We start from the raw sequence: 14,249 nt of genomic DNA on the forward strand, positions 1-14,249 counted from the left end.
AATCTAAGCTTTTTATGTTTGTCTAAGCTATATGTCGTTTTCGCTGGTGAATAGCCAGCTAATCAGCCCATTATCTCATAATGGAGCAAAATAGTTTCAATTAGGTCAACCTGTGTAAAAGTCGTACCTTTGCGCTCTTTTTAGAAGGAGGGATGATTTATTAAAATCCGCCCTATATCTTTTTCATTTATATAAAGAACACATGAACATACGTAATATCGCTATTATAGCTCACGTAGACCACGGTAAAACCACATTAGTAGATAAAATCCTTCACGCCACCAAAGTTTTCCGAGAAAATCAGGCTACCGGGGAATTAATTATGGATAACAACGATCTGGAACGCGAGCGAGGCATCACTATTTTTAGTAAGAATGCCGCCGTTACTTACAAGGGCGTAAAGATCAATGTGATTGATACACCGGGACACGCCGATTTCGGTGGTGAAGTGGAACGAGTATTGAAGATGGCCGATGGGGTGTTACTATTGGTAGATGCTTTTGAAGGGCCTATGCCTCAGACTCGTTTTGTATTACAAAAAGCTTTGTCTTTGGGGTTGAAGCCTATTGTTGTCATTAATAAGGTAGATAAACCCAACTGTCGCCCCGAAGAGGTGCACGATGCCGTTTTCGATTTGTTCTTCCACCTAGATGCAACAGAAGAGCAACTTGATTTTCCCACCTATTATGGGTCAGGTAAGCATGGATGGTTTAATGATTCCTTAACTGAGATCGACAATATTGAGCCTTTGATGGATGGCATAATTAAGCATGTACCACCGCCCAGCGTGCAAGAGGGCACCCTTCAATTACAAATCACCTCTTTAGATTATTCATCTTTCTTGGGACGTATCGCTATTGGAAAGGTAAGTCGTGGTGTTATCAAGGAAAATCAACAAGTAGCACTGGTTCAAGCCGATGGTAGTATCAGAAAGACCCGTGTAAAAGAGTTGTATGTGTTTGAAGGAATGGAAAAGAAAAAAGTAGCCGAAGTACCTGCAGGGGATCTTTGTGCTGTAGTAGGTATTGAAGATTTTAATATTGGTGATACCATTGCCGATGCGGAAAATCCGGAAGCACTGCCTGTGATAAGTGTGGATGAACCTACCATGAACATGACTTTCGGCATCAATAACTCTCCGTTTTTTGGCCGCGACGGTAAGTTTGTAACCAGTCGTCATTTGCGCGAAAGATTACTAAAAGAAACAGAACGAAATTTAGCTTTGCGTGTGGAAGAAACAGAAGGTGGAGAAAGTTTTCTGGTATACGGACGTGGCATTCTGCATCTGGGTGTATTAATTGAAACCATGCGTAGAGAAGGATACGAACTTACTGTAGGACAACCGCAGGTGATTACCAAAGAAATTGATGGCAAAAAATGTGAGCCATACGAAACCTTAGTGGTGGATGTGCCGGAGGAGTTTGCAAGCAAGGTAATTGATTTGGTAACTCGCAGAAAAGGAGAGCTGCTGGTAATGGAAACCAAAGGCGAAATGCAGCATCTGGAGTTTGATATCCCTGCTCGGGGGTTAATCGGATTACGTACTCAGATTTTAACTGCCACTACCGGCGAGGCTGTGATGGCTCACCGCTTTAGTGATTATAAACCCTGGAAAGGTCCTATTCCAGGAAGAAATAATGGCGTGTTGATTTCGAAAAATCAGGGTAAAACCACAACTTACTCCATTGATAAACTGCAGGATAGAGGGACTTTCTTTGTAGATCCGGGTGAGGAAGTGTATGCTGGTCAAATACTGGCAGAAAATGTTAAACCTGGTGATTTAGTTGTAAATGCCACAGAAGAAAAGAAGCTTACCAACCATAGAGCCAGCGGTAGTGACGATGCTACACGTATTGCACCAAAAACCTTAATGACGCTCGAGGAGTGTATGGAATATATTCAGCATGACGAGTGCATTGAAGTAACACCCAATTTTATTCGCATGCGTAAAGTGATATTAGATGAAACCGAGCGTAACAGACAGGCTAAGAAAATGGCTGCAGAAGCTTAGGTAAGTCACCTAAATCATATAAACCTCCCGGGCAACCGGGATTTTTTATTGTAACCTTTTAAGCCTATAGTTGTTACAATAATAGTTGTATTGGAAACGTACTACGTGTATGTTCCATTCTAATGAATTTCGATTATTAAAGATCTAATTCTAACTTTGCATCATGATTAAGCGATTGGTCCTTTTCCTAGCCTTCCTTATTACACAATACACAGTGCTATTAGCACAATGCTCTATCTGTACAAAAACCGCACAGCAACTGGGTGAGGGACCGGCCCGGGGAATGAATACGGGCATTATTTATCTTGCATTTTTGCCTTTAATAGTAATGACTATTATTGGAATCCGTTGGTGGAAAAATGAAAAGGCTAAGAGTGAATCGTTTAAATAACCACATTGCAGTAATCTATAATAGCTTATTATTTTAACACAAATCAATTTTTTGGCATGATTTGTGTTTATTAATTATTAGAAATGTATTTTTGCTTAGAACCTAAGAGTTGAAGGGATAAAGCAAAAACGTTTTTTTGATTACTTTAACAAATGCACAAAAATAAAGTCTTTACTATAGCGTTATTATAATAGAGACAAACATAAGATAGTCAATTTTCTCATAAGCAGTTAGTTTTGGTTGCGACCCCTGTTTCTACAGGGGTTTATTTTTGGGCTGATATTTTCAGACTAATAAGTAATCCCAAAATAGCTCCTGCTGCATCTGCTACCACATCCCATCCATCGTAACTTCTGTAAGGTATAAAATGTTTTTGCACGAGTTCTAGGATATATCCCAGGAATATTCCCGCAAGAGTAATCCATACAAGCTTTTTACGAAAAAGGGCCTTAGGTTTATTGCTGATAGCTCGCCCCCAGAAAATCACAAAGAGAGCAAAGAGTATAAAGTGGATATATTTATCTATGTATGGAATGCTAAAAAGAGATGAACTCTCAGGCTCAGAGGAGCCCGGTATGCACAATAGCGTTACGATAATGGCCGACCACAAAAGGGGCGGCCAGTGACTATTCAATATTTTTTTCAAAACTTGGTATTGTAGTAGAATTATCCTGTAATAGCTTCATAAGCTGCCGCATCAAGTAAACTATCCACATCTGCGGGGTTATCTACTGTCATTTTGATCATCCAGCCTTCGCCATAGGGGTCGGTATTTACCAGTTCAGGTGCATTAGCAAGCGCCGGATTTAATTCGGTAATTGTTCCGCTTACCGGCAGATACAAGTCCGAAACTGTTTTTACAGCTTCCACCGTGCCGAACACATCATTTGCATTCAGTTTCTTACCTACGGTTTCAACTTCTACAAATACAATATCTCCCAGCTCTCTTTGAGCAAAATCGGTAATACCCACTGTGGCGATATTGCCTTCCAATCTAATCCATTCGTGGTCTTTCGTGTAGCGCAGTGTATCAGGATAACTCATAGCTTGATATGATTTTGAGGTACAAATATGGCTAAATCCCTTTAATATTTCCCGAAAATAAAAATATTTTTTTCACACCTGAAGTTGTCGGTATAAGTGTTTAGAAAATAATAAAGTGTAATGCTTGATGTGAGCTTTCTCGTGAAAAATAAAAACTCCATTACCATTTATGCTGACTTCTTTTGCGTTCGTCGGTTGTTTTATGCCGTTCACCGCTAAGTGCTTTTTGTCGATAGCGCTCAGAGATAGTTTTGTTTAAAAATAAAGCTGTACAACACAATTGTTTCACAGGGATTTACTCCCGTTTTCCGATAATGAGCAATGGGTTGTACCTCTGAGAAAATCTAAAAAGGACATCGATGAAACAGTTAATTGCGCTTCTTACTACTTATGTTTTTTGTACAACAGTAAATGCTCAAGTGATTTCAGGAACCATTACTGATACTGAACTTAAGCCTTTATCTAAAGCCTCAGTATCTTTATTGAAAGCGGAAGACTCTTCTCTAGTCAAATTAAGCGTAGCCGACGATAAAGGAAGCTATCGCTTTGAAGATATTCGTCCGGGCAATTATTTATTGCAGGTAACAAGTATAGGTTATATACCTACATATTCAGATAGATTTAGTTTGCAGCATACGACAGTGAAAGATCTCATCATGGAGAAAATCAACACACAACTTGCCGGCGTAGTTGTTACAGCCAAAAAACCTCCTGTAGAAGTAAAAGCCGGAAAGACGGTGGTAAACGTAGATGCTTCTCCTACCAATGCCGGCTTAAACGTATTAGAGATCTTAGAGAAATCGCCTGGAGTTTCTGTGGATGCCGATGGGAATATCAGTTTAAAGGGAAAAGGCGGAGTATTGGTATTGATTGACGGTAAACCTACTTATCTGAGCGGCACACAGCTAGCATCCCTGCTGAAAAGTATTCAATCTAGTAATCTGAATCAAATAGAAATTATGACCACGCCTCCTGCAAAATACGACGCGGAGGGAAATACAGGCATTATCAATATTAAAACCAAGAAAGGCTCCATTAAAGGAGTGAATGGAAATGTAGATCTCAATTACGCTCAAGGCTTGTATCCAAAATATAATGGAGGCGCTAATATCAATTATAGGAATAATAAATGGAATCTCTTCGGAAGCTATAACGGAGGAACCTGGGAAGGGCTTAGTACATTGGATTTATATAGAAGATTTTATAGTGATAACATTCAGAACGGGGCTTCTGCACAGTTTACATACAGGCATAACAAAAGTTATTGGCACAATGCAAAAGTAGGTGCTGATTACTATTTCAGCGATAAGGATGTAGTAGGAGTGGTGGTTACCGGTAGCGACAGCAAATGGAGAAGCTGGCAAAATACTACATCTCATCTAAAGGATGCAAGCGATATTACTACCACCACCTTTATTTCTGATGCTTACAATGCAGTATCCTTCTCCAATATCAATACCAACGTCAACTATAAACACACTTTTGATTCTTCGGGTAGAGAAATCACTGTGGATTTGGATTATGGATATTATAAGAATAATGGTGATAACCTGCTAACAACCGAAATTTATAATCCTGATAATACTAAAATCGGTAATACTATCTTGCTTGATGGCGATTTCCCCTCCTTTATAAAAATCCGTAGTGGTAAAATTGATTATTTACATCCTTTTACAAAAGATCTAAAGTTAGAAGCAGGTATTAAAAGTAGTTATGTGAATACTAACAACGAGGTTATTTATCGCCGCGATACTAGCACCGGTTGGTGGCCCGATGTATCCCGTTCTAATCATTTCATCTATAAGGAAAATATAAATGCTGCTTACGGTATTTTGTCCGCTACAGTGAAGAAATGGGAGCTCACTGCAGGTTTACGTCTTGAAAATACCATAGCTAGAGGTACGCAGATAAAAAATGACTCCAGCTTTAAAAGAAATTATACCAATCTGTTTCCCAATGTGGGGGTAACTTATGCGGTAAACGATAAAAATCAGCTGAGCCTTGCATACAGTAGAAGAATTAGAAGGCCTAATTATGAAGACCTGAATCCTTTTGTTTTCTTTCTAGATTCCCTTACTTACGGCCAAGGTAACCCTTATCTGCAGCCGCAGTTTTCGAATAATGTGGAGCTGAGCCATACATTTAACCGCTTTTTAACCACTACTATTAATTACACACTCACCAATAATATCATTACCGAAATTCTGCAACAGGATAATGAAAAGAAGACTGCATTTCAGGTGAAAGACAACATCAGTAAAATGCGTCAGTGGGGCATTACTATTACTGCCAATAAGCAAGTGAAAAAATGGTGGATGGCTAATGTCTATGCCAATCTTTATAACAATAAATATAATGGTATTTACAACAATGGTTCTGTAAATATTCCTGTGGAGGTAAATGTTACCGGTTTTATGGGTAATATGAGCAACACCTTTACGTTTGCTAAAACTTGGATGGCAGAGCTGAGCGGTTGGTATGCGTATCGCTTATCGGAAGGATTGCTTATCGGTACTTCTATGGGTAGCCTAAACATGGCCGTGGCGAAACAGATATTGAATAAAAAAGGTACTATTAAGGCCGGCGTAAGAGATATATTCAGAACGAGCAATTTTAATGGATTTACCCGCTATGCCGATGTAAACATCGATATCAGAAATAGCCGTAAAATGGATAACCCGGTATTTAACGTATCCTTTGTATATAAGTTTGGTAAAAATGGAATTTCTCAGGCACGGAATCGTACAGGTAGTGCCGGAGAAGAGCAAAACCGCATAAAATCAGGAGCTGGAGAATAACGGCTGCAACCATCGGGAGGAGTAAGGTCTTAGTTTTGTTGGTTTTGTAAAAGTTGCCGACTAATGTTGGCAACTTTTTTGCTTTAGTATAAATATGAAATGGCTGGTTTTATTTTTTACTGTAGCAGTAGTACTGGTGTATGGTTGTCATACTAGTCGGAACTCTAAAGGGGAGCAGCCAGAGCAGGCTGCAAGTGCAGTAGATACGTTGGATATCGCGGATAGCACCGAAGTTATAGACACTAGTGTTGCTATATTACCCATTGAGGAAATAATTAGTGAGACGGTTGCGGCGAATAATCTACCCGCACATATACATAAGACGATTAAAAGTAACTCACAATCAGTTCGTATTCATTTAATTGATGTGCAACCTGGACTCTTGAAAATTAATGTGCGGCATCGTAATGAGTATGGAAACATACGGGTAAATCAAATCGTAATGCCGGACGGGAGTGCGGATGGCCCCTTTGGACAGGAGGTGGAATTTAATGCTACCCAGAAGGGCAATTATGTTATTGTAGTGGGTAAAAGTAATATGGCATCAGGAAGCCCGATGGGGGATGTGTATATCACTATACAATAAACAGCTTCATTTACTAGCCTTTACAGTTCTATCCTTGAATTATCTGTTTAAGGAATTAAATTATTATTTCACTAAAAATAGTTCCTATGGAGAACCACAATAACGATAAAAAGAAAAAAGACGATAAGGATATTACGCCTATCAAGCCCGATCCTGAAACGCTGGATACTACCGATCCTCAGAATGCGATGAAAGGTCCTGTTTCTACCTTGGGGCGTAGAGGAGGCAAAATCATGGAAAGTAATATCAGTAAGGAAGAGGCCGATAAAAAGCACAGAGATAATCTCTAACTGAATTAGAGACATTACAACGGAGATAGCACCTTCTCTGTCCTATATCAGTGAGTGTACTCACTGGTAAGACTGCTTATATTTGATTTAAATTAAAGAAGGGAGCGCTTATTAGAAGTCGTTTTCATCAAAGTACAGTAATACGTGATCTTTGATGAAGTTTTCTTGGTCAACTGGGTTCATATTGGCCATAGGTTTGAGTTGACGGTAATGGGGCCAGCCGTCTTTATCTACTTTTTCTAATTCATAGTAACCGCTGGGGGCTAACACACGGCATACAGCAATATGCATGAGATCCTGTTTCTGTTCTTTGGTGAATCGGCGTTTAATGACGCCCAGTTCTTGTATACCGATAAGAAACAGAATAGTTTCTAGGTCCGGTTTTTTACCAAAACGTTCGGTCAGTTTCGCTTCCAGTTGCCACCATCTTACCTGCAGATCATCCTTTTCAAACATGGTGCAAAGGTAACAGTTTTACTTTGTGATGAGGAAACAACAGCGCTTTAGCTTTCCTTCAAAGTCAAAAGGCGTTGTTTGTCGGGTAATATCTTTTATAGTAGCCGCTTGAATGTTAGCGGTGTCCAATACAAATTTGGTGTAATTATTACTGAAATACAAAAGTCCATTTGGGGTGAGCGCTTTGAGACAATCATTCACCAGTTGTACATGATCCCGCTGTATATCTAGAATCGTATCGGTTTTTTTACTGTTACTAAATGTGGGAGGGTCCAGTACAATAATATCGTAGGAGGCCGGCTTTAAGTTTTTAATGTATTGCACGGCATCGGCAACTACAAAAGCGTATTTATCGCCTTCATTAAAATGGTTGAGTTGCATATTTCTTCGGGCCCAGTGGGTATAGGTATTGGAAAGATCTACTGTAGTTACTTGCGTAGCCCCTCCGGCTGCTGCATACACCGAAAAGGAGCCTGTATAGGCAAAAATATTAAGTACACGTTTGCCGTGAGCCTGTTCCATTACCATTTTCCGTGTAATGCGATGGTCTAAAAACAACCCAGTATCTAAGTAATCACTAAGGTTGATAATAAATTGCAGGTTATTTTCCCTAACGACAAATTCATTTTTGGTATTGCCTGTTTTTTGATATTGTCCTTCGCGGCCGGGCTTACGCTGCCGAAGTTTTATAAATATGCTTTCGAGCGGTATGCCTATTATTTCAGACATGACTTTCATGCTTTCCTTTACCCAAAGCTGATGTTGTTCTTCCGTAAGATTATGCCTTCTTTTATATTCAGAAGCGTATAATCGATCTTCATACTTTTCAATAATGAAGGGGAATTCAGGTAAATCATGATCATAAATCCTGAAGCAGGAAACATTTTGCTTTCTTGCGATCTTTTGTAAATGCTTGAAAACCTTTGTTAACCGGTTTCTAAACATTTCAAATTTATTCACATCGCTCATCAAGTGTATTTTTTTGCGAATTTAGCAGTTGCCGGCTAGTTATTGGCAGCAAATGCTCTTTTTTGAACATTCTTCATTGCTGAATTTTAAAATTTCCAAACCATTCAATACGCCATTACCGATATTGAAACTACGGGCGGTTATGCCGCTGCCAACGGAATTACCGAGATATGTATTATTGTGTTTGATGGAGAAAAGGTGATAGACCGGTATGAAACACTCATCAATCCTGTGCATCGTATTCCCTCGTATATTCAGGCCATGACCGGCATTACCGACGAAATGGTAGCAGATGCTCCTTTGTTTGAAGAGGTGGCGGAGGATATTTATGAGATTTTAAAAGACCGAATATTCGTTGCGCACAATGTAAATTTTGATTACTCCTTTATCAGGAGTCAACTCAGATATTGTGGTTATGAATATGATGCGCAAAAATTATGTACTGTTAGATTGAGCCGCAAAATAATTCCCGGCTTGCGGTCGTATAGTTTGGGTAACCTGTGTCACAGTCTTGGTATTAGACATGTCAATCATCACCGTGCGGGAGGCGATGCCGAGGCCACTACAGCACTATTTCATCTTTTATTACAACGTGATACGGAAGGACATATTCTCAAAAGTCTGAAGCGGAACTCGAAGGAGCAAGTTTTGCCGCCACATGTGCCCAAGAGCGATTTCGAGCGCCTGCCTACTACACCGGGGGTATATTATTTTCATGATGAAAAAGGTAAGGTAGTCTATGTAGGTAAGGCTAAAAATATTCGCCATCGCGTGAGTAGTCACTTTAGTAACAACTCTACTGGTAGACAGAAGCAAAATTTTATGCGCTATGTACATCGTATTAGTTTTGAAGAATGCGGTACAGAGTTGATGGCTGCCATCAAAGAATCGTCCGAGATTAAACGTTTGTGGCCCAGATTTAATGCTTCTCAGAAAAAACGGGAAGACGTGTTTGGTATTGTATGTTATGCCGATCAGAACGGCTATCTGCGTTTAGCTGTAGACAAGGTAAATGGTCGAGCGGAAGTCATTAGTTCCTACCATCACTACGAAAATGCCAGTGCGGCGTTAAGACAGCTGGTGCAAGACTTTCATCTTTGTCCACGTCTTTGTTTTATAAAAGAACAGTTGTATGACGAACAGGCACACGCAGCGTATTGCAAAGGCGCCTGTGAAAAACTAGAGCCTGTGGAATCTTATAATGAGCGTGTTACACAGGCATTGGAAAAGTTAAAAGCGCAGCCTTCTTTTGCTATCATAGATAAAGGTATTACCGATGAGCAGCGGTCCTGCATTTTAGTATGGCAAGGCAAGTTTTATGGCATGGGATTTATTGCTTCTGATCTTGCAATTGAAACTCCCGAACAGTTCAAAGAGCTGGTGACGCCTTACAGAGAAAACAAGGTAATTACACATATGCTTTTTTCATATGCTAAACGATATCCCTCCAAAGTGAAGTTTTTCTAATTTTTGAAGCTATTTCGTAATCTTTTATTTAAACTTGTGACGCTTTTTTACTTCTAATTTTTTTTATTAAATGTAATATGAAAAAGATGCAATACTTGCTGCTGATGGTAGTCCTAGCATTGTTTGCCTTTCAGCCAGCTAAGAGAAAAAAAGTTATCTTCTTTGGCGATTCTATAACCCAGCAAGGAGCCCAACCCGGCGGTTATATTCCTAAAATCGACAGTTTGAGCAAACTAGAAGGACGTCAGGATGAGTTTGAGTGGGTAGGTAAGGGAATAGGCGGCAATCGCGTATATGATTTATTCTTCCGCTTTCAGGAAGATGTATTGGATCAGAAGCCTGATATTGTAGTGGTATACATCGGTATAAACGATGTATGGCATAAAACCACTAGTGGTACAGGTACTGAGTTTAAAAAATTTGGAGCATTTTATGATAAGATGATTACCAAAATGAAGCAGGCAGGTATTCAGCCGGTAATCTGTACCCCATCCGTGATAGGCGAGTATAATGATGATACCAATTTGCAGGATGGCGATCTCAACTACTATTCTAAATGGATTCGTCAATATGCAGCAGCCAATAATATTCCGCTGGTAGATTTGCGCAAAGCTTTTATGGAATATTTGGACAAGCACAATCCTAAAAACGAAGAAAAAGGTATTTTGACTACCGACAGAGTGCATCTGAACAATCAGGGTAATTTGTTGGTGGCTCAAGAAATGTGGGCGGTTCTCAAAAAATTGAAATAAACATTTGCAACTACTGATACATAGCTATCCTTTAGCACACTGGATACTGCTGCTATTGGCTGCTTTTTTTATCGGATTGTCCAAAGCTGGACTGAAAGGGGTAGACATGCTAAATGTTACCCTTATGGCTATTGTTTTAGGCGGAAAGGCCTCCACAGGTGTGGTATTGCCCTTGCTATGTCTGGCCGATATCATGGCCGTAAAATATTATCATCGTCATGCACAGTGGCATCATTTCTGGAAATTGATTCCATGGATGGCTGTAGGAATATTAATAGGGGTGTATGTGGGTGGAGACATGAACGAGCAGCTATTTAAAAAAGTAATGGCTATTATTATTGTAGTAACCATTTTTCTTATGTTGTATCTCGAAATGCGCAATAAGACGGTGATGCCTTCCAATAAAGGGTTTGTGATAAGTATGGGGCTTATATCGGGATTTACCACTATGATTGGTAATTTGGCCGGAGCATTTGCTAATATTTATTTTTTGGCTATGCGTATGCCCAAGGAGCGGTTTATTGGAACTGCAGCATGGGTCTTCCTAGTAATCAATTTATTTAAGCTGCCATTTCAGGTGATTTTCTGGAAAAATATCACTTTAGCGTCCTTGCAAATCGATCTGCTTTTATTGCCGGCTCTAATAGGGGGTTTTGTCTTAGGTGTAAAATTGGTAAAGCAGATTAAAGATGATAGCTATCGAAAGTTAGTGATAGCGCTTACATTTATCGGAGCGTTGTTTATATTTCTAAAATAAAAAAGCATGTGAATGCATCACATGCTTTTGCTATATTGTTACTAAGGCTTTACTAAACGGCTTCTACTAAAAAGTAATTCTTCTTACCTTTTTGCAGAAGGAGATATTTATCGTGTAGAAGTCTTACGCTGTCTACAACGAATTGCACATCGTCGATCTTTCTTCGGTTGAGTTGTATGCCACCTCCCTGTATCAGCTTACGAGCTTCACTTTTACTGGAAGTGATTTTTGTTTCTGCAAGTAATGAAACAATATCTATGCCAGCATTAACTTTTTCTCTCTCGATCGTTGACTTTACGATACCTTCCATACCTTCCAAATCTTCAATAGTCATTTCCTCGGCGGGCTTGGTTTGGTTGGCAAAGAGTTTCTCAGTAGTTGCCAATGCCTTTTCATATTCCTCTTTCCCGTGTACAAAGGTGGTGATTTCTTTTGCCAGCGCTTTCTGCAGTACTCTTTTGGAAGGATCTGCATGATGCTGGCCAATGAGATCGTTGATGGTGGATTCGTCCAGGAAGGTGAAGATCTTAATCCAATTTTCTGCGTCCGTATCGCTGGCGTTTAGCCAAAACTGATAGAACTGGTAAGGTGATGTTCTTTCGGGATCCAACCATACATTGCCTTGTTCGGTTTTACCAAACTTGGTACCATCTGCTTTTTTAATCAGCGGGCAGGTAAATGCAAAAGCTTCTCCATGAATCTTGCGGCGGATGAATTCTGTACCGGTGGTAATATTGCCCCATTGGTCGCTTCCTCCCATCTGCAGTTTGCAGTTATGTTCCTTATAAAGATGGTAAAAATCGTATCCCTGCATGAGCTGGTAAGCAAATTCAGTATAGCTGATACCTGCATCTCCTTCAAAGCGTTTTTTCACGCTGTCTTTTGCCATCATATAATTTACGGTGATGTGCTTGCCCGCATCCCGCAAAAACTCTATGAATGAAATATTTTTAAACCAGTCGTAGTTATTCACCATGACGGCAGCATTGGGGTTTGCCGGGTCAAAGTCCAGGTATTTTTCCAATTGCTTTTTAATACCTGCAATGTTTTCGGCTAGCTGGTTCTCGGTAAGCAGTACGCGCTCTTCACTTTTCCCCGAAGGGTCGCCTATCATACCAGTGGCCCCACCAATAAGCACAATGGGCTTATGACCAGCTCGCTGAAAGTGAACGAGTAATAAAATAGGAACCAGACTGCCGATGTGCAGACTGGTAGCGGTAGGGTCAAACCCGATGTACCCTACGGTAGGTTCTTTTCTCAACTGTTCCTCTGTACCGGGGATCATATCCTGCACCATTCCCCGCCACTTTAATTCTTTTATCAGATCCATAACCGCAAAAATAGACTTTTAATTTGTTGAACGATAAACGAAAAAAAACTATAAAATGTTGATGATTTTATATTGTAGAAGTTTTTAATTTGATATTTTTGCTTTCAAGTAGTATAAATAAAATTTGGCTCAATAATTGCTAGTTCGCAGAATAAATTAACTACATAATCTGAGATATTGTTATTTTGCACTAGAGAGTAATGGCTAAGAGAGAATTGGCTTATATAAATTTGTTGTAAGAATCTTCTACCTGTGACAACCAAATTATTATCACTAACCAGAACTATTAAACTTCTTTTGATATCGGGGCTGATATTAGCCATGCAGTCTGTAAATGCACAGTTCCGTAAGTACTCCAATGAATTTTTGAATATTGGAGCGGGAGCGCGTGGCTTATCTATGGGTAGTGCTCAGGCAGCCTCCATAACGGACGGTGCTGCCGGATATTGGAACCCTGCAGGTCTCGTGCATGTGCAGAATATGACCCAGGTAAACCTGATGCACTCCGAGTATTTTGCGGGCATTGGTAAATACGATTATGCGAGCGTTGCATTACCCACCAATAACGAAAAACGTGTATTAGGAATTACGGGGCTGCGGTTTGCGGTAGACGATATCGCCAATACTTTGTTTTTGGTAAATCCTGATGGTTCTCTAGATTATAACAATATTCAGACGTTTTCTTCGGCTGATTATGCCTTCTTGCTGTCTTATGCGCAGAACTTAAGAAGAACGGAAGGGCAGATGATTAATTTTGGTGCCAATGCCAAAATCATTCATCGCAGTGTAGGAAAATTTGCAAAAGCTTGGGGCTTTGGTTTAGATGCAGGATTACAGATTTTTAAGGACAAGTGGCGTTTTGGGATAGTAGCAAAGGATGTAACCAGTACTTTCAATACTTGGTCGTTTAATTTTACCGATAAGGAAAAGGAGGTGCTATATCTTACCCAGAATGATATTCCTGTACGTTCAACAGAGTTAACATCGCCACGGTTAACGGTGGGTGCTTCCCGTATCTTTAACATAGGGAAAACTTCCACACTGCTTGCAGAAACTGATTTTGATATCACTTTTGATGGGCAAAGAAATACAGTCATCAGTGGTGATCCGATAAGTATTGATCCAAAACTGGGGTTAGAGTATAGCTATAAGAATATCCTCTTTGTACGAGGCGGTATCAACAATTTTCAAAAGGGGTTAGCAGATGGCGATACACTCAATCAAAAAAAGGTGTGGATTTACCAGCCCAGTGTGGGAGTTGGGTTCCGCATTAAGTCGGTGGTTGTAGATTATGCGTATGCTAATCTCGCCAACCAGTCTAACCCATTATTCACACATGTCTTTTCTTTAAGAGTTGATATCAGAAGAAGAGATAAATCTGTTGTTTTTTAATAAACG

General features: G+C 39.8%; 14 protein-coding genes. 9 read left to right on the plus strand and 5 right to left on the minus strand.

All coding sequences use genetic code 11. The annotated features are described in order from the left end of the window. The first annotated feature begins 202 nt into the window (after nt 1-202). Both typA and V2H41_RS01685 read left to right on the plus strand, forming a co-directional pair. On the plus strand, nt 203-2,011 hold the full coding sequence (gene typA / locus V2H41_RS01680) for a translational GTPase TypA (protein WP_330973379.1): 1,809 nt from the start codon (nt 203-205) through the stop codon (nt 2,009-2,011). Between the two features lie 163 nt (nt 2,012-2,174). Next, nucleotides 2,175-2,402, plus strand: a complete 228-nt coding sequence (locus tag V2H41_RS01685) for a hypothetical protein (protein WP_330973380.1) — start codon at nt 2,175-2,177, stop codon at nt 2,400-2,402. A 265-nt stretch (nt 2,403-2,667) separates the two neighbouring features. On the opposite strand, the gene V2H41_RS01690 is transcribed toward V2H41_RS01685, so the two are convergent. Together V2H41_RS01690 and gcvH are read right to left on the minus strand one after the other, a co-directional pair. Beyond that, entirely contained in the window at nt 2,668-3,048 is a 381-nt protein-coding gene (locus V2H41_RS01690) for a VanZ family protein (RefSeq protein WP_330973381.1), read from the minus strand. Between the two features lie 20 nt (nt 3,049-3,068). Then, nucleotides 3,069-3,446, minus strand: coding sequence for a glycine cleavage system protein GcvH (gene gcvH / locus V2H41_RS01695; protein ID WP_330973382.1), 378 nt, complete (start codon nt 3,444-3,446; stop codon nt 3,069-3,071). A gap of 359 nt (nt 3,447-3,805) precedes the next feature. Here gcvH and V2H41_RS01700 point away from each other — a divergent pair, with 359 nt between their 5' ends. From V2H41_RS01700 to V2H41_RS01710, 3 genes are all read left to right on the plus strand, one after another. Further along, nucleotides 3,806-6,244, plus strand: coding sequence for a TonB-dependent receptor (locus V2H41_RS01700; protein WP_330973383.1), 2,439 nt, complete (start codon nt 3,806-3,808; stop codon nt 6,242-6,244). Between the two features lie 94 nt (nt 6,245-6,338). Continuing rightward, on the plus strand, nt 6,339-6,830 hold the full coding sequence (locus V2H41_RS01705; RefSeq protein ID WP_330973384.1) for a hypothetical protein: 492 nt from the start codon (nt 6,339-6,341) through the stop codon (nt 6,828-6,830). An 86-nt stretch (nt 6,831-6,916) separates the two neighbouring features. Further along, complete coding sequence (locus tag V2H41_RS01710) at nt 6,917-7,120, plus strand: hypothetical protein (RefSeq protein ID WP_330973385.1); 204 nt, start codon at nt 6,917-6,919, stop codon at nt 7,118-7,120. A 111-nt stretch (nt 7,121-7,231) separates the two neighbouring features. Here V2H41_RS01710 and V2H41_RS01715 read toward each other — a convergent pair whose 3' ends face one another. Both V2H41_RS01715 and V2H41_RS01720 read right to left on the minus strand, forming a co-directional pair. Next, complete coding sequence (locus V2H41_RS01715) at nt 7,232-7,576, minus strand: hypothetical protein (protein WP_330973386.1); 345 nt, start codon at nt 7,574-7,576, stop codon at nt 7,232-7,234. 18 nt (nt 7,577-7,594) lie between these two features. Then, nucleotides 7,595-8,545 (minus strand): class I SAM-dependent methyltransferase, encoded by a 951-nt coding sequence (locus V2H41_RS01720; RefSeq protein WP_330973387.1) that lies wholly within the window; start codon nt 8,543-8,545, stop codon nt 7,595-7,597. Between the two features lie 114 nt (nt 8,546-8,659). Between V2H41_RS01720 and V2H41_RS01725 the strand changes: the two genes are divergently transcribed. The 3 genes from V2H41_RS01725 (at nt 8,660) to V2H41_RS01735 (ending at nt 11,521) form a co-directional block, all read left to right on the plus strand. Further along, nucleotides 8,660-10,012 (plus strand): exonuclease domain-containing protein, encoded by a 1,353-nt coding sequence (locus V2H41_RS01725; protein WP_330973580.1) that lies wholly within the window; start codon nt 8,660-8,662, stop codon nt 10,010-10,012. A 77-nt stretch (nt 10,013-10,089) separates the two neighbouring features. After that, nucleotides 10,090-10,764 carry an SGNH/GDSL hydrolase family protein gene (locus V2H41_RS01730; RefSeq protein ID WP_330973388.1) on the plus strand — a complete coding sequence of 225 codons (675 nt, stop codon included), beginning with the start codon at nt 10,090-10,092 and terminating at the stop codon, nt 10,762-10,764. A gap of 4 nt (nt 10,765-10,768) precedes the next feature. Continuing rightward, the gene (locus tag V2H41_RS01735) at nt 10,769-11,521 is read left to right on the plus strand and encodes a sulfite exporter TauE/SafE family protein (protein ID WP_330973389.1); all 753 of its coding nucleotides are present in this window, start codon (nt 10,769-10,771) and stop codon (nt 11,519-11,521) included. Nucleotides 11,522-11,573: 52 nt separating this feature from the next. Here the strand turns inward: V2H41_RS01735 and tyrS are convergent, their stop codons facing one another. Continuing rightward, nucleotides 11,574-12,851: a tyrosine--tRNA ligase gene (gene tyrS / locus V2H41_RS01740; protein ID WP_330973390.1), complete on the minus strand. Its 1,278-nt coding sequence runs from the start codon at nt 12,849-12,851 to the stop codon at nt 11,574-11,576. Nucleotides 12,852-13,136: 285 nt separating this feature from the next. Between tyrS and V2H41_RS01745 the strand changes: the two genes are divergently transcribed. After that, nucleotides 13,137-14,243: a putative type IX sorting system protein PorV2 gene (locus V2H41_RS01745; RefSeq protein WP_458860402.1), complete on the plus strand. Its 1,107-nt coding sequence runs from the start codon at nt 13,137-13,139 to the stop codon at nt 14,241-14,243. The last annotated feature ends 6 nt before the right edge of the window (nt 14,244-14,249 follow it).

The organism is Niabella digestorum, assembly GCF_036409055.1.
Lineage (GTDB): Bacteria > Bacteroidota > Bacteroidia > Chitinophagales > Chitinophagaceae > Niabella > Niabella composti.

What these genes read in the sequence shown, in the direction of transcription:
- typA (WP_330973379.1), top strand. Translation starts at nt 203, where the DNA reads ATGAACATACGTAATATCGCTATTATAGCTCACGTAGACCACGGTAAA.
- V2H41_RS01685 (WP_330973380.1), top strand. Translation starts at nt 2,175, where the DNA reads ATGATTAAGCGATTGGTCCTTTTCCTAGCCTTCCTTATTACACAATAC.
- gcvH (WP_330973382.1), bottom strand. Translation starts at nt 3,446, where the DNA reads ATGAGTTATCCTGATACACTGCGCTACACGAAAGACCACGAATGGATT.
- V2H41_RS01700 (WP_330973383.1), top strand. Translation starts at nt 3,806, where the DNA reads ATGAAACAGTTAATTGCGCTTCTTACTACTTATGTTTTTTGTACAACA.
- V2H41_RS01705 (WP_330973384.1), top strand. Translation starts at nt 6,339, where the DNA reads ATGAAATGGCTGGTTTTATTTTTTACTGTAGCAGTAGTACTGGTGTAT.
- V2H41_RS01710 (WP_330973385.1), top strand. Translation starts at nt 6,917, where the DNA reads ATGGAGAACCACAATAACGATAAAAAGAAAAAAGACGATAAGGATATT.
- V2H41_RS01715 (WP_330973386.1), bottom strand. Translation starts at nt 7,576, where the DNA reads ATGTTTGAAAAGGATGATCTGCAGGTAAGATGGTGGCAACTGGAAGCG.
- V2H41_RS01720 (WP_330973387.1), bottom strand. Translation starts at nt 8,545, where the DNA reads ATGAGCGATGTGAATAAATTTGAAATGTTTAGAAACCGGTTAACAAAG.
- V2H41_RS01730 (WP_330973388.1), top strand. Translation starts at nt 10,090, where the DNA reads ATGAAAAAGATGCAATACTTGCTGCTGATGGTAGTCCTAGCATTGTTT.
- tyrS (WP_330973390.1), bottom strand. Translation starts at nt 12,851, where the DNA reads ATGGATCTGATAAAAGAATTAAAGTGGCGGGGAATGGTGCAGGATATG.